We start from the raw sequence: 21,959 nt of genomic DNA, 5'->3' as shown, positions 1-21,959 counted from the left end.
TGGAGAATTGGAATTTTCAAAATTAGTTATAAATACCGAAAGATTAATCATACGTCCCTTTAAAAAAGATGATTATAGCGATTGGTACAAGCAGTTCGATAGTAGAATGCCCTCGAAATATAAATATGATGACGGTCGTCCTTCAAGCATGTCTACTTATACGGAAGAATGGTTTATAGACTGGATTAATGGTTTCAATGAGTTAGCAAAAAAAGATAAAATGTACAACTTGGGAATATTTCGCAAAGAAGATGGAGTAAATGTAGGGAAAGTAGAACTTATAACTATCTTGCGGATGGATTACCAATGGGCGATGATGGGCTACTCAATTCACAATCAGCACTGGAAACAAGGTTATGGATTGGAAAGTGTATTAGCAGCAACAGAAGCTTTCTTTTCAACTTTAAATTTTCATCGAATCGAATTACATATAAATGCGGATAATTATCCCTCGATCCGACTAGCGGAAAAAGTTGGTTTTATGTTCGAATGTGTAAGGGAAGAATTTTCACTTGATAATGATAAATGGACGGATTTTTTAATTTACTATAAAAATAGTATATAAGTTTTGAGGCAATTGTTAAGCAAAAGAATGGGTAGGAAGAAATACGGTATGTACTCATAAAAAAACTTCTAACTAACTTAGCTTTAGAAACTGGATAACTAATTGATTCAGTGCTAAAAATGGAAATAGTACTAAGGGCATAATATTTATTAATTCACAACTTATATTGGTTGTGATAGAATACAAATAAGTTAATAAAATGGTTTGAGCTATTGAGAGACCTAACAACATTTTTGCAGGTATGCATGAATGTGTGTTTAGGTCTCTTTTTTTGTGTTGTTAAAACCGATAGAGAGGGGAAAAGAATAATGGGACAATTATCAGCAATTGATAGAAGTGAAACACTTGAGAAAATGGGGAAGGAGCATTTTGATCTACTTGTAATTGGAGGTGGAATTACTGGCGCAGGTATTGCTTTGGATGCGGTGACTCGTGGATTGAAGGTAGCGTTAGTTGAAATGCAAGACTTTGCTTCTGGAACGTCTAGTCGATCTACGAAGCTTGTTCACGGGGGGTTACGCTATTTAAAACAATTTGAAATTAAAGAAGTAGCAGAGCTTGGAAAAGAAAGAGCGATTGTTTATGAAAATGGTCCACATGTTACAACTCCTGAGTGGATGCTTTTACCATTCCATAAAGGTGGTACGTTTGGCAAATTCTCAACTTCATTTGGATTGAGAGTTTATGACTTTTTAGCTGGGGTCAAGAAGAAGGAAAGAAGAAGAATGTTATCTAAAGAAGAGACTCTTGAAAAAGCACCGCTTATAAAGAAGGAAGGTTTACAAGGTGGGGGCTTATATGTTGAATACCGGACAGATGATGCACGTTTAACTATAGAAGTGATTAAAGCAGCAGCTGAAAAGGGAGCATTTATCGTAAATTATGCAAAAGCTAATAGTTTTGTATATAGTGAGCAAGGAAAAATAACTGGTGTATTCGTAGAAGATGTTATAACAGGTAAAGTTATTGAAGTTCAAGCGAGTAAAGTAATTAATGCAACAGGTCCTTGGGTAGATGAGTTAAGAAAAGAAGATGGTTCTAAAACAAAGAAAGGTCTAATTTTATCTAAAGGAATTCACCTTGTTTTTGACCAAACAGTATTTCCACTGCATCAAGCAGTTTATTTTGATACTCCAGATGGAAGAATGGTATTTGCAATCCCGAGAGACGGTAAAGCTTATGTAGGTACGACAGATACATTTTACAAAGGTGATCCTAAAGATATGAGTATTTCAAAAGAGGATAGACAGTATATTTTAAATGCGATTCAATACATGTTTCCAGAGATAAATGTGACTGATAAAGAAATTGAATCTAGTTGGGCGGGAGTTCGTCCATTAATACATGAGGATGGAAAAAATCCTTCTGAAATATCAAGAAAAGATGAAATTTGGGAATCGGAAAGTGCACTTATTACTATTGCTGGAGGTAAGTTAACTGGTTATCGTAAAATGGCAGAAACCGCTGTAGATATGGTTGTGAAAAAGTTAGATGGAGAACAAAAATTCGGTGAATGTCTAACAAAGAACTTACCTATTTCTGGGGGGAATGTTGGTGGCTCTTCGAAAATGCAGGACTTTCTAAAAGAAAAAGTAAAACAAGGTAAAAGTCTTGGTTTAGAAGAACTAGAAGCAACTCTACTCACAAAACTATATGGATCTAATGTAGACATTGTTTTTTCTTATTTGCAAGAGGAGAATCAAAATATACCACGTGTTTTATATGCGCAGTTAATGTATGCAATTCACCACGAAATGGCTATTAAACCAGTAGATTTTTTTATAAGAAGAACTGGTCAATTATTATTTAACATTTCTAATGTTTATAAATGGAAGGACCAAGTACAAACAGAAATGTCGTCCATTTTTAGTTGGACTGAGGAGCAAGAAAAATATTTTAATCATGAATTAGAGAAAGAAATACAAAACGCTACTACTGTACATGAAACTACTCATGAAATTTATTGAACATACTAATTTGATAAAATCCATTTTATAAATATTATTATGGCGAGGATTTATTATTTGGTATGAACTATAGTTCAAGGTGAGTCTCTTTCCTACTTTGTTTATAAAACTATGATGGAAATGTTTCAAGTTTACAAACGGAAGTCTATGAATAATTCACTTTGTACTATAGTATAATAGAGCACTTATCCAAATATAAAGAGAGGGAAGATAATATGCCTTTTCATAATCAAAAGATACTTCCAGCAATGCGTAGTCTAAAACAGTTAGAAGAGTTGTTAGAAAGCAAGTATGAATATATCGTCTTGTTAGAAGTTCATATAAGTAATCTAAAGACTATTAAATTAGAAGCTAATAAGTATGGAAAAAAATTAATCATTCATGCGGATTTAATACAAGGCTTGAAAACAGATGATTATGCGGCTGAGTTTCTTTGTAATGATATACGTCCCGCAGGTATTATATCCACCCGAGCAAATATGATTTTGAAAGCAAAGTCAAAAGGAATCATCTCCATACAACGGATGTTTTTATTGGATACTATTGCTTTAGAAAAAAGCTATTCATTAATAGAGAGAACACAACCAGATTATATAGAAATATTGCCTGGAGTAATTCCTCAATTAATAAGTGAGGTACATACAAGAACTGGAATACCGGTAATTAGTGGTGGATTAATCCGTTCGGAAGAACATGTTCAAGATGCATTAAATGCTGGTTCTAAGGCAGTTACTACGTCAAATAAGGAGCTTTGGACTGTTTTTAAGTAACAAAACAACAATCAAAATTCCAAAAGTAATTCCACCATAAAAAATTTATTGTTTCAAATACCATTGACAATAGTTTGAATTATTTATAAAATGTGGGTAGGTTAACAAAAAGTGGTTGAGTTTTGAGCCCCACATTTACGCGTTCTGCCAAAAGGCAGATGTTTAAATGTGGGGTTTTTCATGTTTTTTTCGAAACCGCTTACAAAAAAAGGGGGAAATGGAATGACAGCATTTTTAGGAGAATTGATTGGTACTATGATTTTAATCGTCTTTGGAGCAGGAGTTGTTGGTGGCGTCCTGTTAAAAAAATCCAAAGCGGAAGGTTCTGGATGGATTGTGATCACAGTCGGATGGGGTCTAGGAGTTGCAATGGGTGCTTATGCGGTAGGGACTTTTAGTGGGGCACATCTAAATCCAGCTTTAACGATTGCCTTAGCAACTATTGGTGATTTCCCGTGGGCAGATGTTCCGGGATATATATTAGCTCAATTGTTGGGAGCGATGATTGGTGCAACTATCGTATACTTTCAATATTTACCGCATTGGAAAGAAACTGAGGATGCTGGTGCAAAACTTGGTGTGTTTGCAACAGCCCCTGCAATTCGTCATCCACTATCAAATCTAACAAGTGAAATAATTGGTACGTTTATATTAGTCCTAGGAATTCTAATGATCGGAGCTAACGAGTTTACAGAAGGCTTAAATCCATTAATTGTTGGTGCACTAATCATAGCGATTGGTCTATCACTTGGTGGAACAACGGGCTATGCTATTAACCCCGCACGTGATTTAGGACCAAGAATAGCTCATTTTCTACTTCCTATTTCTGGTAAAGGGTCATCTGATTGGAGTTATGCATGGGTACCGATAGTCGGACCAATTGTTGGGGGAGTATTCGGAGCACTTTTTTATCAGCAATTTTTTACAGGAACTAACAGTATCGCATTTTGGATAGTGGGAGCTGTAATAATCGCAATTTTCTTAGGGGCACAATTAACATTAAAGCAAGATTCCAAGGTAAATGTGAAACAAGGAAATATTAATAGAGCATAATTAAAAATTAAATCGGGGGAGATAAATATGGAAAAGTATATTTTAGCATTAGATCAAGGAACAACTAGCTCAAGAGCAATATTATTTGATAAAGAGGGAACTATTTTTCATACTTCACAACAAGAATTCACGCAATATTTTCCAAAGCCAGGTTGGGTTGAACATAATGCAGATGAAATTTGGAGTTCTATCTTAGCAGTTATTGCTGGTGTTTTATCCGAGAAAAATATTAAAGCAGAGCAAATTGAAGGGATAGGAATTACCAATCAACGAGAAACAACAGTTGTATGGGATAAAACAACTGGTGAACCTATTTATAACGCAATTGTTTGGCAGTCTCGTCAAACTGCTGGGATTTGTGAACAATTAAAATCACAGGGTTTTGAAGAAAAGTTCAGAAATAAAACTGGGCTATTAATAGATGCTTATTTTTCAGGTACGAAGGTAAAGTGGATATTGGATAATGTTGAAGGAGCTCGAGAAAAAGCAGACAATGGTGATCTATTGTTTGGGACGATTGACACTTGGCTAATTTGGAAGTTGTCAGGTGGAGAAAGACATGTGACAGATTATTCGAATGCTTCTAGAACGCTCATGTATAATATCTATGATTTAAAATGGGATAATGAATTATTAGAGATCTTAGGGGTACCAACAACGATGTTACCAGAAGTGTGTCCATCTTCAGAAATATATGCGCACACAACAGGGGAAAGTTTCTTTGGGCATAAAACGCCAATTGCTGGGATTGCAGGAGATCAACAAGCAGCGTTATTCGGTCAAGCATGTTTTGAAAGTGGAATGGTGAAAAACACGTATGGTACCGGCTGCTTTATGTTAATGAACACCGGTGAGAAAGCTGTAAAATCAGAACATGGATTATTAACAACAATTGCTTGGGGAATTGATGGTAAAGTAGAATATGCACTTGAAGGAAGTATATTTGTTGCAGGATCTGCAGTTCAATGGTTACGTGATGGTTTAAGAATGTTTAGAGACTCTGCTGAGAGTGAGCGATACGCAGATAGAGTAGATTCAACAGATGGTGTTTATGTAGTTCCAGCATTTGTAGGTTTAGGAGCACCTTATTGGGATAGTGATGTAAGAGGTGCTGTGTTTGGATTGACTCGAGGTACGTCGAAAGAACATTTTGTACGTGCAACTTTGGAATCGCTTGCATATCAAACGAAAGATGTACTCGATGCAATGGAAGCAGATTCCGGTATATCATTGAAATCGTTGAGAGTAGATGGTGGGGCTGTAAAAAATGACTTCTTAATGCAATTCCAAAGTGACATACTTGACGTTGAAGTAGATCGTCCTGTTATTAATGAAACAACTGCTTTAGGAGCAGCGTATTTAGCAGGATTAGCAGTTGGTTATTGGAAAGACAGAAGTGAAATCTCTGAGAGATGGAAAAATGACATGTCATTCCAACCAAAAATGGAAGAAGAAAAAAGAAATAATTTATATGGTGGATGGCAAAAGGCTGTAAAAGCTGCAAAGATATTTAAATAATAGTTTATCAAATTAAGTAAATACAATCAGAAATCAGCCTCTATAGATGGGGCTGATTTTTGGTTGGTTTGACGAAATATTGGTTAAGAATCAGCCAAAATAAAACTTGGATATTTGTTCAATAAATAATTTTTCTAAATCTCCTTTCTTTTTCAAGATGATGAAAGTGGAAACAGTAGGTAAATCGAATAAATCGAAATGGGGCTGCATTATTTTGCCCTCCAATAGCTCACGGCGAACGATTGAGTGTGGCAAAAAGGATACTCCTAGATCATCTTGTACAAAACGTTTGGCAATATGGGCCTGTGTTACTTTCATTGTTCTAATTCCACTGATCTTCTTATGTAGTTTCACAAGAAGATCATCCCAAAAAACAGGATGATGATGGGTAAACAAATAATTGTTCTGCAAAACTCCCTTAATATCAATGGGAGGACCGCTTTCTTCATCGAAAATGTCTACCGGCATAACGAATAAAATTGGTTCCTCATAAATAGTAATGGATTCTATGCCTTTTGTTTGTGCGTCAAGTGCCGAGATGCCGATATTTACTACTCCTGAATCTACTAGACCTTCGATAAGATAGGATTCCTCCACTCGAATAGTAATTTCCAAGTCAGGTTGTAGCTTCATAAACGAACGTAAAAAATATGGAAGAATCGTTTCAGCCATAAGTGGTGAAATCGCAATTGTCCACGTTCGACGATATCCTTGTTTAAAAGCATGCATTTTGTGAATAGTGCTTTCTGTACTGTTCACAAGCTTTTGTGCTTCGGGTAGAAAGTATCTTCCTGCTTCCGACAAGGTTACTCGATTATTTTGCCTATCAAAAAGAGTGGATCCCAAATGTTCCTCTAGTAATCGTATATGAACGGTGACACTTGGTTGAGACATCAACAATTTTTCAGAAGCCTTTCGAAAGTTAAGTGTCTCTGCAGCAATACAAAACGTTTTCAGCCATTGATATTCCATATAGTCATCACCTTTAATTAATAATAGTAATTAATATGATTATATATATTTAATTTTTTTTATCAAGTTCTTCTCTTATACTAAAGAAAAGGAGTGGTATATATGTTCCAAAAGGGATTAAAAGATGTTGTAGCAGTTCATACAAAAATTGCTTCAGTGGATGGGGAAGTTGGGGAACTAAGATATAGAGGGATACTAGTAGATGAGCTAGTTGCATCTAGTACATTTGAACAATTGGCTGGCTTTTTATGGACTGGGGAAAGTGGCACTGAAAAAGAGCTCGAATTGAATCATTGTCGAGAATTGCCTGCACATATAATAGCGATTATTGATGCACTTCCAACCGAAATATCTTTAATGGATGCTATGAGAACGGCTATTTCTGCATACTCACAATCAGCATTTAAAGAAAAATTAATAGAAGAGCAGGCAGTCATATTAACAGCTGCACTTCCGATGATTGTGGCTAGACATTATCGAAATCAGCAAGGACTTCCTATTATAGAATCGAATAAGGACCTTTCCTACACAGCAAATTATTTGTGGATGCTAACTGGAGTAATTCCTAGTGATGTACAAGTAGAAGCGCTAGAAACGTACTTGAAACTTACAATGGAGCACGGTCTGAATGCATCGACCTTTGCTGCACGTGTAACGATTTCAACCGAGTCAGATTTAACAGCAGCGATTACTTCAGCAATTGGAACAATGAAAGGACCCCTACATGGAGGGGCTCCATCAGGTGTTATTTCTATGTTAAATGAATTCGAAGATCCTACACAAATCCGTACGATTGTTAAAAATAAAATAGAAACCGGAGAAAAGATAATGGGCTTTGGTCATCGAATTTACAAGACAGAGGATCCTCGTTCAATTATACTGCGAGAGAAATGTTTAGAGCTTCAAGGAAAAGATGCATGGCTAGATATTGCAACAATCGCAGAAAAAGAAATCATCGAGTTATTAGCGGAGTATAAACCGGGTAGGAAGTTATATACGAATGTAGAGTATTATGCGGCAGCTATTATGCGCTCAATTAACATGCCGTCGGAATTGTTTACTCCGACCTTCAGTGTCGCTAGAATGGTTGGTTGGACAGCCCATGCAATTGAACAGTTGGAAGACAATACAATTTTCCGTCCACAGTCTATATACGTAGGGCAAATAAAATAATTCTTATAAGATACCGTTTCAGTAACAAGAAACGGTATCTTTTTTGCATTGAAAAGGAAATCGATACGTCAAGGCGAATATATATATAGTGAGATGTAAATGAAAGGGGAATGTATATGAAATTTATAATAATGGGAGCAACTGCAATTCTTTCAGGAATCATGTTATTTGGGATGACATGGATTGCAGCTGCTATATATACAACTAGAGAAGGGGGATATGGCAGATTTTCTGATGCTATAGATGTGATAGGGTATTTTCCGATAATTATAAGTATTATTTTGGTTATAATTGGTATATCTTTTTTTGGAACTGCTTTTAATAAACATTTAGAAGACAAGTAAACTGTGATGAATTACTAAACGTCAGTGAAAAGTGTTGGTTAAATTTAAGAATTTTTCTGTGATTTTCTAGAAGTATTTTAATCGACATTGCAAGGATACGGAGGAAAGACACATGGTTATAGTAGATTAGCTTACTTTCTAGGTAATCGGTTTGTCCTTGAATATATGGAGAAGCATGGTGAACAAGCCACCATTATTGCTTGGAGGGAAGAAAATTTTGAAGCGAAAATAGCGCAATGGCTATCTCAAGAAGGAGCAGATAAAAGTGAATAATTTTGAAGAATATAATGATCCAATTTCCTACGATATTGAAAACGATGCCTATACTAGTGAACTTAATTTACTTACAGAATGGGCTATCAAACAGGGAGGTCCAATTATAGATCTGGCATGTGGGACCGGTAGAATGACGATCCCTTTAGCTAAAAAGGGCTTTGAATTGATAGGGGTAGATTTACATAGAGGTATGCTTGAACATGCGAAGAGGAAAGCGGAAAATTTAAAAATACAAATTAAATGGTTAGTTCAAGATTGCACAGTGCTTCAACTAGAAGAAAAAAGCCCGTTAATGTTTATGGTTGGGAACTCCTTTCAACATTTTCATACAAATAAACAACAAAATCTTGTTTTAAGGTCTATACATAGCTATCTAGCAACAGATGGAATTTTGGTATTTGGGATTAGGTTTCCAACGGCGGAAGAATTGCTCCAACCAAATACAGAAGAGTATTGGAAAACATATATAGATACAATTGAGAATAAAGAAGTAAAAGTATATACGATTAGTAATTATAATCCTTTAGAACAAATACAGCATTATACAACAATCAGAAAATATATGGATAAAGGTAATGTTGTAAAGGAAAGAAGAACGAACATTAGTTTAAGATACACATATCCTAAAGAAATGGAACGGTTACTATTTGAAAACGGACTAGATATTTTACATGTCTATGAAGATTGGAATAAATCATTATTAAGTAAAGATAGTGATGAGATGATTTATGTTTGTAAAAAAAGATAAAATTGCACTAAGCACTATCCGACGTGGATTATTTACTAATAAGCGTGATATATGTTAGGTAAAGTATAATAAGGATCATTTATGTCTAAAAGTGTTTAGGAAGACACTCATAGTCTTGGTAAATTAAACGGTCAAGATGAGTATTTAAAATACCTAATGTTTCTAAACGCAGTGCTGATTTAAGAGTGAGGATTATTCCTCACTCTTTTTTATAGGACGATATAGTTAGGTTTTCTATATTATACCTTTACTATTTGATTCAACTTTTCAAAAAAGTTTATTGACAGTATCAGTAAAATGTTTTATCTTTGTGTTAACCTTAAAAAATAAATTAGGTTAACACATCGGGGGAGGTTTTATATTTTGGAAAAAAGTAATATTTATCAATACTTATTAGCGGCAATTGGGGCTGCTATTATAGCAATACTCGCGCAGGTGACGATTCCTCTGCCACTTGTACCAATTACAGGGCAAACTTTTGCAATCGGTTTAGTAGTTACCATTTTAGGTATGAGATTAGGTGTATTATCGGTGATGGTATATATATTAATCGGAGCGGTAGGAATGCCAGTATTTAGTGGGATGTCAGGAGGATTAGGAATTGTAGTTGGACCAACAGGTGGCTATATTGTTGGTTTCTTGCCATCTGCATTACTTATGGGACTTTATATGAGAAAATTTGGTGTCACAATTTCACATGCTATTATAGCTAATTTAATTGGTATGGTTGTTACATTGGTATTCGGGACGGTTTGGTTAAAAATAATAGCTGATTTGACGTGGACTGCAGCATTTATGGGTGGCGTTGCTCCATTTATTATCGTAGGTGTAATAAAAGCAGTACTAGCTGCATGGTTTGGAGTTGTCGTTCGTCGTCGATTAGAAACAGCACGTTTAATCGTAGCTAATACATAAAACAAAATGTTTTTTGTTTAAATAACTTCCAGGGTAGTTTTAAATGATGACGGGTAACTTTGAAAACATTTGTAGTGGACCTTTTTTATGTCGGAAAGAGGAGGTAGCAAGTGGAATAGATAGCTTGCTGTCCACTTGCCACCTGAATTCATATACAAGTAATTAGTTTTCTGTAGAATGGGCAGTGAGTCAGGGAATGATTTTGGATTTGTTCGATTCATTGATTGGGAAAAAGACAGATAAATTATACTTTGCTCATAATCTTTCACTTGTTGACAAATTTTAATAATGAATGATTTATGTATTTAGATGGAAGTTATTAGAAGGTAGTAGAAATCCATTTAAATAAAAGTGCTATAAGATAAAGAGGTACACCGACAATGATCAGCCCTGCTATAAAGTAAGATACATAATACAAAATATCATGTATAGCACCAGCAAAATCATCAATAAAACTTTTCATGATATATCACAACTCCTTCACTATTTACTATTTTAACATAAATAAATTAAACTTCTTGTGAAGTTCAGAATTTTATGTATAATTATCTTAACAAATATAAAATAGTAGCGATGAAGAGGAAAAGTAAAGTGATGATGTTATAAAGAGAGCTTCTGCTGGTGGGAACGAGGCAAACTAGTCATTTGAACATGATCTCTGAGCTTCGTACTGAACGTTATGTGACTAGTAGGATACGACAAGGTTTGGCACTTGTTATCCCTGTCAAAGTATAAAGGCTAATTGCCATGTACTTATAAAGTCAAACGATGTGAGTTGTTTGAAAATTAAGGTGGTACCACGAGTATAATAACCTCGTCCTTATCGGAAATTTTCCGGTAAGGACGAGGTTTTTTGTTTATTAATAAGGAGGAATAGGAAATGAGTATTTTTATTGGAGGGGCTTGGCCTTATGCAAATGGCTCTTTGCATTTAGGACATATTGCAGCATTATTGCCAGGGGATATACTGGCAAGGTATTTTAGACTAAAGGGAGAGGATGTACTATATGTTTCGGGAAGTGACTGTAATGGAACACCTATTTCTATAAGAGCTAATAAGGAAGGGATTCCGGTAAGGGAGGTAGCCGATAGATACCACGATGAGTTTGAAGATTCATTCCGTCGTCTAGGGTTTTCTTATGACCTCTATACGCGAACAGACAGTGAGAATCATCACCAAGTCGTAAAGGAACTATTTTTAAAGCTATTAGATAGTGGGTTTATTTATAAAAAAGAAATAGAACAGACCTATTGTGAGATAGACAAACAATTTTTACCAGATAGATATGTAGAAGGGAAATGTCCAAATTGTGGTAGCAGTGCTCGTGGAGATCAATGTGATAATTGTTCCAAGATATTAGATCCATTAGATTTAATCGACCGAAAGTGTAAGCTTTGTGGAAGTGAACCGACAACCCGTAAAACGGAGCATTTTTATTTTGAGTTAAGTGCTTTTCAAAAACAATTAGAGAAATATGTTCACGAAGCTAAGATTATTGAGTTATGGAGAGATAATGCAATTCAATTAACGGAGCGGTATTTAAAGGAAGGACTGTTAGATCGAGCAGCCTCTAGAGATTTGCCAAATGGAGTTAGTATTCCTGTAAAAGGTTATGAGGAAAAGAAAGTTTATGTTTGGATAGAAGCAGTAGCAGGATATTATTCAGCAAGTAAAGAGTGGGCAAAGAATTCTAAAAAAGAAGATATAGCATATTGGTCAGAAGAGACGATCTCATACTATGTGCATGGAAAAGATAATATCCCATTTCATACACTAATTTGGCCAGCAATCTTATTAGGGATAAATAACCAGGCATTACCTACACATATTATTTCAAATGAGTATTTGACGCTTGAGAAAAGAAAACTATCTACAAGTCAAAATTATGCGGTTTGGATACCTGATATTTTAAAAAAATATCATCCTGATTCCATTCGTTACTTTTTAACGATCAATGCTCCAGAGAATCGTGACACTGATTTCTCTTGGAGAGAATTCATCTACAGCCATAACTCCGAGTTGCTTGGTGCATATGGAAATCTGGTGAACCGAACATTTAAATTCGTAGAGAAGTTTTATGAAGGTAATATACCTGTAAACAATATAAATGAAACAATAATAATACAAACAGAAAGATTATATGAAGAAGTAGGAGAGCTAATAGAAAAAGGTCATTTTAAATTAGCATTAGAAAAAATATTTCTATATATTCGTAATGGTAACAAATATTTTGATGCTCAAAAACCATGGATTCAACTAAAAGAAGAGGAATTAGAATGTAAAGGTACGATTGCTACTTGTGTATACATTATTGGCAATATAGCGCAAATATTATCACCATTTCTACCCTTTTCAAGCGAAGAAGTAAAGGCAAATCTACAAATAGATAAATTCTCTTGGCAGCCTTTTAATCCGGCACCAATTCAGTTGCAAACGGTTAGACCTTTATTTGAAAGAATAGATATTAGTGTAATACAAGATGAACTAGATAAACTAATGGAAAGTGCAAATTGGCAAACATAACCAGGTAAAAGGAGTGGAATTCCATGGCATTTTATGAAATTCCACTCAAGTTCTACTTTTCTTTTTTCACAATAGTATAGTCAATACTCAAAAAAGGAATGGAGAAGATTTTCATCCGATGTTTAGCAAAAAGCTCCCCATTTAGTTCTTCATCTATAAAAAACTGCTCTTGAAGAGGAAGCTTAAAGACAATGTTGCGAAACGTCAAGTAAATTCCAGCATCAGAATTGCCGTTTCCGCTACTTGTCAATAGTAGGTTTCCATTGTTTTGCTCATGCAGTTCAAGTATGCCGATCATGGATGTGAAAGGGAGTGGCAGTGCAATATTCATATAAGTTTTCTCGCCCTTTACATATGAAGAGTATAAGGCGACAAAAATAACGTCAGATTCTATTTTTCGAAGCCATGCCCTAGTTCTAATACGACCGTCGTTAACAGCAATAATGTCGCCAGTCATTTCCGTTTTCTTAGAAGAGTAGGGTAAATTCAACTGTTGGATTTTTTGACTAATAACTCCATAGACAGCCGCAATTGGTTTAAACCACGGATACCAATGTACTTCTGAAAACAAATGGTATTGTTTAGTATTTTCGTAGAATTCTATAATTTTAGGCTTCACATTATCCCTGTTAATATAAACCCCCATATCATCTACGAGTCCAGTGTAGCTTTCGTTACCTTTGTTTGGCTCTAGTATTTGTTCACCAATAACAAGTTTCCCTCGTATAACACTAATTGGAAAGGTCAATTCTTTATAGAGAGTAGGAGGTGTTGAAATAGACCAACCGATAATACCAACTAATCCAAATAACAAACAGTTAAAAAATCCGTGAAACTTTAACATAAACTCAATACTGACATGGAATACTCCAAAAGCATTTCCAAGTGCATATAGTAAAGAGAATATAATAGTAATTCCTAATGCACTAAACGAAATTAAAATCAGCGTTTTTTGTACATTCCCTTTAAATGGAATTTTAAACGCTAGAACGATAAAACCATAAATCCCGATAATATATAGTAGTACAGATACTAACTCAAGCCAAGGGGAGAATGTAATCCCTGCTGCAACTATTAATGGCGATACTAAAATTATCGTAGCAAAGAATGGGTAACTCTTAGGTTTATAAAGTCTACCAGCAAAACCTATAAAAATAGGTAATAGAAAAGAGGAATAATGGAAATGGATTGCCGTAAGCCAAGTTAACATAGGGGAGAACCCAGTATCAAACCCTATTTCGTAAATAAAAAACCATATCCCTCCCAAGAATAAATACATAAGGCCAGTATCTATGGAAAACTCCTCTATATGAGTAAATCCTCTTTTAGCAAAACGTATAAATCCGCATATAGCAACGGCAAAGGTAAACAGTAAATAGATGAAAGCAAGGATAAAGTCAAAACTAGTTTTTTCTGTTATTTGAAGTACAATAACCGAAAAAACAGCAGGAAGAACAAAATAATACATTCGTATTTTTAGTTTTAGAATGAGTTGCAAAGTTAGCGGGACAAATAAGAGTTGTGCTATTGTCAGCATTAAAAAGTACCAAGGATTCACAGTGAACAATGCAGTAAAAGTAAATAAAATTATATGTATACTAGCAAGAATCTTATAGGTCATCAGCTCGGAATTCCCCCTTATATTCAAATAAAGTACCAATTAGCGGGTTCGTAATCCATACATGTATACAAAAACTATCATTTTCCTTCACATAACTTTCCTTGACTAAAACATTTCCTTGAAACAATTTTGGAATAGGCAATTCAAATTTTCCAAGTAAGATGCGTTGTTTTTGTGATTCGATTCTTATATGTCCTTGATCTGTAACTTCAAAAGTCAACTCAGAGTAAAATAGACTAGGTTCACCCAGATAGTCCTTCACTAATTGCTTATCAATATCTAAGGTCATGAGAGCATTAAAATCCCGGTTAATATTTGGGAAATAAAATCTTCTTTCCCAGTGAACCTGTTGCTCACCGTTAGATCCAATTTGTTGTTTATTGATAATATGAAAAGGTATATTATTCCCATGTTCAGGGAACAAGAATTTTCTGCGTGCAGCAAATAGTTTGAATAGATACAGCCACTTTGGACCACTAGTTATTTTATGCATAACTCCAGTTGCTTTAAAGGTTTTATCATCTTTAAACCCATACCTTTTTTGAAGCATTGGGTGCATTTTATAAAATTGTTTACCAAGAATTTCTTTATAAATGGACATGTTTGAGCTCCTTACCTTACGCGTTTACATCTTCTAGCTGTAGGGATATTCTTACTTAAAAACAAGCCAATGATCGTTAGGACGATTAACGATAAGTTAAATGTTATCGGATTGAATGGATGTGAAAGTACCGAAGAGTCGGCAACTATTGCAGAAACGGTTAATAATGGAAGTATTGCAAGTTGTAATACTAGTAATCTTTTTTTATTTCGATAAAGAATCCAAATCAAACCAAAAATTATCTCTATGACACCAATGATTGCTACCATATTATGAGCTTGACTTGGCTTAAGAGGTAAGAGTGCAAAAGTCAAAGCAACTTCCTCTGGATGCATCATGATTAGTTTGGGTATCAATCCTTGATAAATCCAAACGAAAAAGAATAGTAGTGTAATTATCCAATGTGTAAAAAATCGGAGATACTGCGCTGATGGGGCATCGCCTTTTTCCAGCCATCTTTTTAATACATCAAAACTAAGTGCTGTGGCCCAACCCATTAAAGGTCTGAAAACGATTTTATCTATCAGCTTGCCTAAAGTGCCAAATTGCACATCATAATCGAATTGTGTAAAAAACTTAGTAGTATTTTGTTCCGGAACATACTTCCAGTAACCTTTTCCTTCCTTAATAGGAGATAGAAGATTATCTGTTCCAAAATGTAGAGAAGATGTTCTTGAATTATCCTTTGCATGAAAGGTACCGACGTTTTTTCCCCAACCTGCTATAGCTATACCGAATCCTATATTCGTTTTATATTCAAATAATTGAACTTCATTTTCTTCATTCGGCAAGTAAGTAATAGAAGAAAAACGTAAATCCCATTGCTCATGCAATGTGGGATTTTGGGAAGCCTCCCAAACACGTTCTACATTATCTTCAATCAGAATTTCAACATATATTGGTTTGTTTTTCATTATTGCCCCCTTCCTGAGAATACCACAATGGTATGATCTTTTGCCTATTCGTTATCATTAAAGTTCAATTTATTCCGTTTAATTTACTTCTTCTTTCAAAGAGTAAATTATCTCTCCATACTCCATTGACTTTCCCAATTCGTTCACGATATCCGACATCTCTAAAACCATGGTTTAAATGTAGATGAATACTAGCAGTATTTTCCGGGAAAATAGATGACTGCAAGGTCCAAAATCCATTTTCTTCAGATGTTTTTATTAAATGATCTAAAAGCATATGTCCCACGCCCTTTCCTTTTGCTTTCGGATGGACATAAATACTAACCTCGCCGACCCCACCATAAACCATTCTGTTAGAAACAGGAGAAAGTTTATACCAACCTAATAATAGATCCCCATCTTTAATAACATTGCTACATTTTTTGAAACTGTTAGATATCCACGTGTCAAAAGTTATAGGTGCTTCCGTTTCGAAAGTAGCATTATTTGTTTGAATGCCACATTCATAAATATATTTAATTTGCTCCCAATCTTTACTAGAAGCTTTCTCGAATTTTAAAAGCATAGTGTTTGCTCCTTCAAAAAGTTATTTTATACTTGCATTATACAAGTAATTATAATATAAATAAATAAGGGAGTGAATTCGATGGAAAACAAACGAGAATTATTTCAGCTTTTAACAAGAAGATTTGGACTACTCAATAAAAACTGCTGTTCCATTGGTGCAGTAGAAATATCAACTGTTCAAAGTCACATTATATATGAAATCGATAAACAGCCTGAATCCTCTATGCAACAAGTAGCAGAATTATTAGCGATGGATATTACTACCTTTAGTAGGCAAATTCAAAACCTCATTAAAATGGAGCTCGTCACAAAATCAGCTTCTGCCCAAGATAAAAGGGTATCCTTATTAGCTCTAACCGTACAAGGTAAGTTTGTTGCCACTACAATTGATGAATCGATGAATACTTATTTGGAAGAAGTGTTCTCCCACATGAATGAATTCGAACGTGACACAGTTTTACGTTCAATAGAACTATTAAATAAAGCTATGTCCAAATCTAGTGTCTGCTGTAATACGGTATGCTAACATAAAATTTAATTGTAAAATACAAGCATTTAAAGAAGGGAATCCTTTATTATGATGAATTTTAATATTATTGAAAAGTCTTTATGTTGTATACCTAATAATGACATAGATCATTTGCCTGTCGCAATTATCGGTGCAGGGCCAATAGGACTTGCGGCTGCAGCTCATTTAGCCGATCGAGGCGAACCTTTTATCCTAGTGGAATCGGGAGAAAAAGTTGGTTCTAACATTCGTCACTGGGACCACGTTCGATTATTCTCTCCATGGCAATATAATATTGATAAAATTGCCAGTAAGCTCCTAGAACATAATAATTGGATCGCACCACCAGCTGAGGAATTACCTAATGGTAAGGAATTAGTTGAACTATATTTAGAACCACTTTCAGAATTACCTCAAATACAACCACATATTTTATTTAATTCTATTGTTACTGCAGTAAGTAAAAAGGGATTAGATAAAATGAAGACCGATGAACGGGAAAATGCATCTTTTGTTATATATTTGGAGCAAGATGGAACTACAAGCCGTATAGAAGCAAAAGCAGTAATAGACGCCTCTGGTACTTGGTCACATCCTAATCCTATAAACACCGATAATGTTTGGACACTAGAAGAAAAAGTCTTACAAGAGCATATTTATTATGGCATTCCTAATATTGCTACAAACAGGGATAAATACAGTGATAAACGAGTTGCAGTAATTGGGGGAGGGCATTCTGCTATTAACACTATTCTTGAACTTACAGAGTCAGGTAGTCAAGAACTTTACTGGATTATGAGGAAGAAAAAAGTAGAGGATGCTTATGGTGGAGAGGAAAAGGATGCACTAGAAGCAAGAGGTGAGCTTGGTAGTAGAATTCATCAATTAGTGGATAATGGAACAGTAAAACCAATTACTCCATTCTATATACAGCAACTAAAGGACGCACCAACAGGAATTCAAATAATTGGTCAATTAAACGGAAAACCTTTTGAACTAGAAGTAGATGAGATTATTGCCAATACAGGTAGTCGACCAGATTTTTCTTTCTTGAGAGAAATCAGATTAAGTGTAGATGCTGGCACAGAAAGTGTAGAAGCTCTTTCCACTTTAATAGATCCCAATTTGCATAGTTGTGGGACAGTTCGTCCTCATGGTGAAGAAATTTTGCGTCAACCAGAAAAGAACTTTTACATTGTCGGGATGAAGAGCTATGGCCGTGCTCCTACATTTTTAATGGCAACTGGTTATGAACAGGTTAGATCGGTAGTTGCCTATCTATCTGGAGATTTTACATCATCGAAGGCAGTAGAATTGGATTTACCGGAAACTGGAGTGTGCAACACGAATATTAAAGCATCTCAAGCAGGTTCATCCTGCTGTGGAGGATGCTAAAGGAGTAAATAATTATGCCTGTTAATAATGGTGGCAAATTATCAATAGAGTATTTTATATCCTATTTAAAACTAATTATGGCTACTAAAACGTGTTCACTGGAAGAAGCAAGAGAATATATGTTCGAGCATTTTTTTAAGGGTAACAAGGATACATTTGGAGAGTACAGTTACTATCACTTTTTACAGGCAGCAGATATATATAATCAAAAATAGTTTAGCAACAAGGGAGAGTATAAATTGACAGATGCAATATTAGCATCACTGATATTCCTAATTACACTTGCATTTGTTATTTGGCAGCCGAAGAATTTATCAATAGGCTGGACAGCATGTGGCGGAGCTTTAGTAGCTTTGTTAGTGGGAGTAGTTGGTATTCAGGATGTTCAGGAAGTAATAGGAATAACATGGAATGCAACGTTGTCTTTTGTTGCAATTATACTTATTTCATTGATATTAGATGAAATTGGATTGTTTGAATGGGCGGCACTCCATATGGCAAAAGCAGCGAAAAGTAATGGAGTCAAGATGTTCATTTATGTAAGTATATTAGGGGCAATAGTCGCAGCGTTTTTTGCAAATGATGGAGCAGCATTAATATTGACCCCTATTGTATTGGCAATGGTACGTCATTTGAATTTTAAAGAAGCAATGATCTTTCCATTTATTATGGCAAGCGGATTCATTGCAGATACGACTTCGCTACCATTTGTAGTTAGTAATTTAGTTAATATCGTTTCGGCAGACTTTTTCCAAATTGGTTTTGTGGAATATGCTTCAAAAATGATTATTCCGAACTTATTCTCGTTAATTGCAACGATTAGTGTGTTATTTATATATTTCAGAAAAAGCATTCCAAAAACATATGATTTATCCAGATTAAAAGAACCGAAAGAAGCTATTAAAGATTTAAAAATGTTCCATCTTTCCTGGTACGTATTATTAATACTACTTGTTGGTTATTTTACTAGTGAATTCATAAATCTGCCTGTTTCAATTGTAGCAGGAGTTGTTGCCATATTTTTCATATTAATGGCGAAAAAGAGTCATGTTGTGAATACTAGTAGTGTAATAAAAAATGCACCATGGAATATAGTGTTTTTCTCGATTGGTATGTATGTCGTTGTATATGGATTAGGGAATGCATGGCTTACACATTCGTTAGCAGGTGTAATTCAGTTTGTGTCAGAACAAGGATTATTTGTGGCAACCATGTCCATGGGATTCATTGCAGCCTTTCTATCATCTATTATGAATAATATGCCTACAGTTATGATTGATGCACTTGCGATTGCTGAAACGAATACTTCGGGAGTAATACGAGAAGCACTTATATATGCAAATGTAATTGGTTCCGATCTTGGCCCAAAAATTACGCCAATTGGTTCACTTGCGACATTAGTATGGCTACATGTCCTATCTCAAAAAGGGGTGAAAGTATCCTGGGGCGTATATTTTAAAACAGGCATAATTTTAACGTTACCTATTTTGTTCATAACTTTGTTTGGACTTTACTTAACGTTATTAATTTTTTAAAGGAGAATTTTATGACAAAACAAACGATTTACTTTCTATGTACAGGTAATTCCTGCCGTAGCCAAATAGCTGAGGGGTGGGCAAAGAAATACTTAGGTGATAAATGGATTGTATTTAGTGCTGGGATTGAGGCGCATGGACTTAATCCGAATGCCGTAAAGGCTATGAATGAGGTCGAAATTGATATTTCTAGACAAACTTCTAATATTATTGACTTAGAAATTCTAAACCATGCAGATTTAGTCGTAACGCTTTGTGGAGATGCAGCAGACAAATGCCCGATAACACCACCAAATGTTAAAAGAGAACATTGGGGCTTCGAAGACCCAGCGAAAGCTACTGGAACTGCAGAGGAAAAGTGGAGTGTATTCCAACGAATTCGTGATGAAATCGGAATTAAAATTCAACATTTTGCTTTAGAGAGTACTAAATAGGTCTAATATTAAAAGCACTTTTCACTAATTCGGAGTGAAAAGTGCTTTTTTATTTATTCGTTTGAATCATCCGATGAATCATCTGTGGTATCATCATTCTGTATTTTTTCTTCTTCATCATTCGCTTCGTTTTCAATTCCTGCGTCATTTTCTCCATCATCTTCTATCAATGGATCATTTACTTCAATTTCATCCACATCTGTATCGTCATCACCACATGCTCCGAGAATAAGTAATGAAGATAACGCTAAAGGTAATGCAATCATTTTTCTTTTCATCCTATTTGCCTCCAGTTTATAAGAAATTATTTTATAGACTTAGTTTCTATGTACCTCTTTTTCTAAAACATAAACTTTTAAAATCTGTTTAACAACTAAAAAAGTAGATGGAGAATATTATTCAACTCCATCTACTTTTTAGCAGAAATCTTTATTATACTTTGCTTTTTAAAGCTTATACTTGATTTAAATACCAAAATAATCTTCACTTAAAGTAAAATCAATAAGTAGGTTAAATACTTTCATATAATAGGCCTAGTGTAAAAGGGAGTGGTCGGAATGTTAGTGAGAGAAGTGAGAAGCAAAGGTTTCTGAAGCAATTGGGATAGCTTTAGTGCATGTAGAAAGCAGGAGGACTACCTATAAAAATATTCTTCCTAATAACTTCTTAATGAACTTATCCTATAAAAGGCGAGAAGCATTCTGGGAAGCAAATTGCGGGTGAGAAATTAAATGAACTCATATATGGATGGGATAATATTAACAATATAGTTCATTGAAAGTACTGACTAAAATAAACCACTGTTTTACAAGTTCTAAAAGGGCATTTGCGATATTAAGCTAATAGAATTTGTATTGATGACAAGATAGGAGATTTACATGAGAGTGGTATTTGAGTTAATCCGAATTATTATTATGTTTGCTATTGTGGGAAGTGCTTTAGGTTATTTATTGAAAAACATATATTTAGAAATGGGCATTCATCCAGAAAAGTTAGGTTCGATTGGATTTATTGCTATTTTTGTTTTGTTTTTTGTTCTATATAGAAATAAGTTGCAATTCAGTGGTTGGTACAAGGGGAAAGGGAGAGAAAAACTTCCGAGAAAAGTCTCGCAATTACTTATTTTAAGTTCTATTGTTTTACTATTAATACCACCGGTTTTGAAATTGTTATTAGGGTAAAGCTGGTTGGTCTATGAAAAATTGACAATTACATTACGGAATTCCCTGTCAGAGTATATAAACCTTATAAGTTTACTCTTCTCTCATTTATTTTTACTCTAATTAGAACTAGAAAAATTTTGTTGCATAATATTTATATACAATTGGATACTAAGCAGGAATGTAAAAGGAGAGATACTACTTATGGCCATATGTCCTTTATGTAATTCATTAAAAGTACTCAACATAAATTGTCCCAAATGTAAAACTCAGTTGGAGGACTCAGGAAAAGTATCTGATTTTTTGGATCCATACGGTCATTATAATGATGAAGAGACCGTGAAAATGGGAGATGGGTATCCGAACACAGCTAAAGATAAGATTTGTCCACATTTAATG

Annotated in this window: 24 protein-coding genes and 1 other annotated feature; of the genes, 17 read left to right on the top strand and 7 right to left on the bottom strand. The window is 34.7% G+C overall.

Annotated elements, in window-relative coordinates:
• Positions 1-7 precede the first annotated feature (7 nt).
• The 5 genes from MKY29_RS10895 (at position 8) to glpK (ending at position 5,873) form a co-directional block, all read left to right on the top strand.
• The gene (locus MKY29_RS10895; protein ID WP_340879768.1) at positions 8-565 is read left to right on the top strand and encodes a GNAT family N-acetyltransferase; all 558 of its coding nucleotides are present in this window, start codon (positions 8-10) and stop codon (positions 563-565) included.
• A 308-nt stretch (positions 566-873) separates the two neighbouring features.
• Entirely contained in the window at positions 874-2,532 is a 1,659-nt protein-coding gene (locus tag MKY29_RS10890) for a glycerol-3-phosphate dehydrogenase/oxidase (RefSeq protein ID WP_340879767.1), read from the top strand.
• Between the two features lie 215 nt (positions 2,533-2,747).
• Positions 2,748-3,302: a glycerol-3-phosphate responsive antiterminator gene (locus tag MKY29_RS10885; RefSeq protein ID WP_340879766.1), complete on the top strand. Its 555-nt coding sequence runs from the start codon at positions 2,748-2,750 to the stop codon at positions 3,300-3,302.
• Between the two features lie 222 nt (positions 3,303-3,524).
• The gene (locus tag MKY29_RS10880; RefSeq protein WP_241599659.1) at positions 3,525-4,355 is read left to right on the top strand and encodes an MIP/aquaporin family protein; all 831 of its coding nucleotides are present in this window, start codon (positions 3,525-3,527) and stop codon (positions 4,353-4,355) included.
• Between the two features lie 27 nt (positions 4,356-4,382).
• Complete coding sequence (glpK, locus tag MKY29_RS10875; protein ID WP_340879765.1) at positions 4,383-5,873, top strand: glycerol kinase GlpK; 1,491 nt, start codon at positions 4,383-4,385, stop codon at positions 5,871-5,873.
• A gap of 90 nt (positions 5,874-5,963) precedes the next feature.
• Here glpK and MKY29_RS10870 read toward each other — a convergent pair whose 3' ends face one another.
• Positions 5,964-6,845, bottom strand: coding sequence for a LysR family transcriptional regulator (locus tag MKY29_RS10870; protein ID WP_340879764.1), 882 nt, complete (start codon positions 6,843-6,845; stop codon positions 5,964-5,966).
• Between the two features lie 102 nt (positions 6,846-6,947).
• Here MKY29_RS10870 and MKY29_RS10865 point away from each other — a divergent pair, with 102 nt between their 5' ends.
• From MKY29_RS10865 to MKY29_RS10845, 5 genes are all read left to right on the top strand, one after another.
• Positions 6,948-8,018 carry a citrate/2-methylcitrate synthase gene (locus MKY29_RS10865; RefSeq protein WP_241599653.1) on the top strand — a complete coding sequence of 357 codons (1,071 nt, stop codon included), beginning with the start codon at positions 6,948-6,950 and terminating at the stop codon, positions 8,016-8,018.
• Positions 8,019-8,134: 116 nt separating this feature from the next.
• On the top strand, positions 8,135-8,362 hold the full coding sequence (locus MKY29_RS10860; RefSeq protein WP_340879763.1) for a hypothetical protein: 228 nt from the start codon (positions 8,135-8,137) through the stop codon (positions 8,360-8,362).
• Positions 8,363-8,449: 87 nt separating this feature from the next.
• Entirely contained in the window at positions 8,450-8,635 is a 186-nt protein-coding gene (locus MKY29_RS10855) for a hypothetical protein (RefSeq protein ID WP_340879762.1), read from the top strand.
• The gene (locus MKY29_RS10850; protein ID WP_340879761.1) at positions 8,628-9,386 is read left to right on the top strand and encodes a class I SAM-dependent methyltransferase; all 759 of its coding nucleotides are present in this window, start codon (positions 8,628-8,630) and stop codon (positions 9,384-9,386) included. The genes MKY29_RS10855 and MKY29_RS10850 overlap by 8 nt, the downstream gene beginning before the upstream one ends.
• 363 nt (positions 9,387-9,749) lie before the next feature.
• Positions 9,750-10,301: a biotin transporter BioY gene (locus tag MKY29_RS10845; RefSeq protein WP_340879760.1), complete on the top strand. Its 552-nt coding sequence runs from the start codon at positions 9,750-9,752 to the stop codon at positions 10,299-10,301.
• A 319-nt stretch (positions 10,302-10,620) separates the two neighbouring features.
• Here MKY29_RS10845 and MKY29_RS10840 read toward each other — a convergent pair whose 3' ends face one another.
• Positions 10,621-10,764, bottom strand: a complete 144-nt coding sequence (locus MKY29_RS10840) for a hypothetical protein (protein WP_269915672.1) — start codon at positions 10,762-10,764, stop codon at positions 10,621-10,623.
• A 101-nt stretch (positions 10,765-10,865) separates the two neighbouring features.
• Positions 10,866-11,126: a binding site (T-box leader), on the top strand.
• Positions 11,127-11,181: 55 nt separating this feature from the next.
• On the opposite strand from MKY29_RS10840, the gene metG reads away from it, so the two are divergent.
• Positions 11,182-12,825 carry a methionine--tRNA ligase gene (metG, locus tag MKY29_RS10835; protein WP_340879759.1) on the top strand — a complete coding sequence of 548 codons (1,644 nt, stop codon included), beginning with the start codon at positions 11,182-11,184 and terminating at the stop codon, positions 12,823-12,825.
• Positions 12,826-12,877: 52 nt separating this feature from the next.
• Here metG and MKY29_RS10830 read toward each other — a convergent pair whose 3' ends face one another.
• From MKY29_RS10830 to MKY29_RS10815, 4 genes are all read right to left on the bottom strand, one after another.
• On the bottom strand, positions 12,878-14,446 hold the full coding sequence (locus tag MKY29_RS10830) for a YndJ family protein (RefSeq protein WP_340879758.1): 1,569 nt from the start codon (positions 14,444-14,446) through the stop codon (positions 12,878-12,880).
• Complete coding sequence (locus MKY29_RS10825) at positions 14,436-15,047, bottom strand: DUF4166 domain-containing protein (RefSeq protein WP_340879757.1); 612 nt, start codon at positions 15,045-15,047, stop codon at positions 14,436-14,438. The genes MKY29_RS10830 and MKY29_RS10825 overlap by 11 nt, the downstream gene beginning before the upstream one ends.
• Positions 15,048-15,058: 11 nt before the next feature.
• Complete coding sequence (locus MKY29_RS10820) at positions 15,059-15,961, bottom strand: DoxX-like family protein (RefSeq protein ID WP_340879756.1); 903 nt, start codon at positions 15,959-15,961, stop codon at positions 15,059-15,061.
• A 64-nt stretch (positions 15,962-16,025) separates the two neighbouring features.
• A complete protein-coding gene (locus MKY29_RS10815) occupies positions 16,026-16,526 on the bottom strand; it encodes a GNAT family N-acetyltransferase (RefSeq protein WP_340879755.1) in 501 nt (166 codons plus the stop codon).
• An 81-nt stretch (positions 16,527-16,607) separates the two neighbouring features.
• On the opposite strand from MKY29_RS10815, the gene MKY29_RS10810 reads away from it, so the two are divergent.
• Genes MKY29_RS10810 through arsC form a run of 5 tightly spaced genes read left to right on the top strand, consistent with a single transcriptional unit; the run spans position 16,608 to position 20,400 of the window.
• Positions 16,608-17,054, top strand: coding sequence for a MarR family winged helix-turn-helix transcriptional regulator (locus MKY29_RS10810; protein WP_241599630.1), 447 nt, complete (start codon positions 16,608-16,610; stop codon positions 17,052-17,054).
• A gap of 54 nt (positions 17,055-17,108) precedes the next feature.
• On the top strand, positions 17,109-18,431 hold the full coding sequence (locus MKY29_RS10805; protein WP_340880848.1) for an NAD(P)-binding domain-containing protein: 1,323 nt from the start codon (positions 17,109-17,111) through the stop codon (positions 18,429-18,431).
• 14 nt (positions 18,432-18,445) lie between these two features.
• The gene (locus MKY29_RS10800; protein WP_241599629.1) at positions 18,446-18,646 is read left to right on the top strand and encodes a hypothetical protein; all 201 of its coding nucleotides are present in this window, start codon (positions 18,446-18,448) and stop codon (positions 18,644-18,646) included.
• Between the two features lie 24 nt (positions 18,647-18,670).
• Positions 18,671-19,966 carry an arsenic transporter gene (locus tag MKY29_RS10795; RefSeq protein WP_340879754.1) on the top strand — a complete coding sequence of 432 codons (1,296 nt, stop codon included), beginning with the start codon at positions 18,671-18,673 and terminating at the stop codon, positions 19,964-19,966.
• Between the two features lie 11 nt (positions 19,967-19,977).
• Entirely contained in the window at positions 19,978-20,400 is a 423-nt protein-coding gene (gene arsC / locus MKY29_RS10790; protein ID WP_340879753.1) for an arsenate reductase (thioredoxin), read from the top strand.
• Positions 20,401-20,453: 53 nt separating this feature from the next.
• Here arsC and MKY29_RS10785 read toward each other — a convergent pair whose 3' ends face one another.
• The gene (locus MKY29_RS10785) at positions 20,454-20,678 is read right to left on the bottom strand and encodes a hypothetical protein (RefSeq protein ID WP_241599626.1); all 225 of its coding nucleotides are present in this window, start codon (positions 20,676-20,678) and stop codon (positions 20,454-20,456) included.
• A gap of 600 nt (positions 20,679-21,278) precedes the next feature.
• Here MKY29_RS10785 and MKY29_RS10780 point away from each other — a divergent pair.
• Complete coding sequence (locus MKY29_RS10780) at positions 21,279-21,581, top strand: hypothetical protein (protein WP_340879752.1); 303 nt, start codon at positions 21,279-21,281, stop codon at positions 21,579-21,581.
• Positions 21,582-21,959 lie beyond the last annotated feature (378 nt).

Source organism: Psychrobacillus sp. FSL K6-2365 (assembly GCF_038003165.1).
GTDB lineage: Bacteria > Bacillota > Bacilli > Bacillales_A > Planococcaceae > Psychrobacillus > Psychrobacillus psychrodurans.
This window is presented reverse-complemented; position numbering and strand designations above follow the sequence as displayed.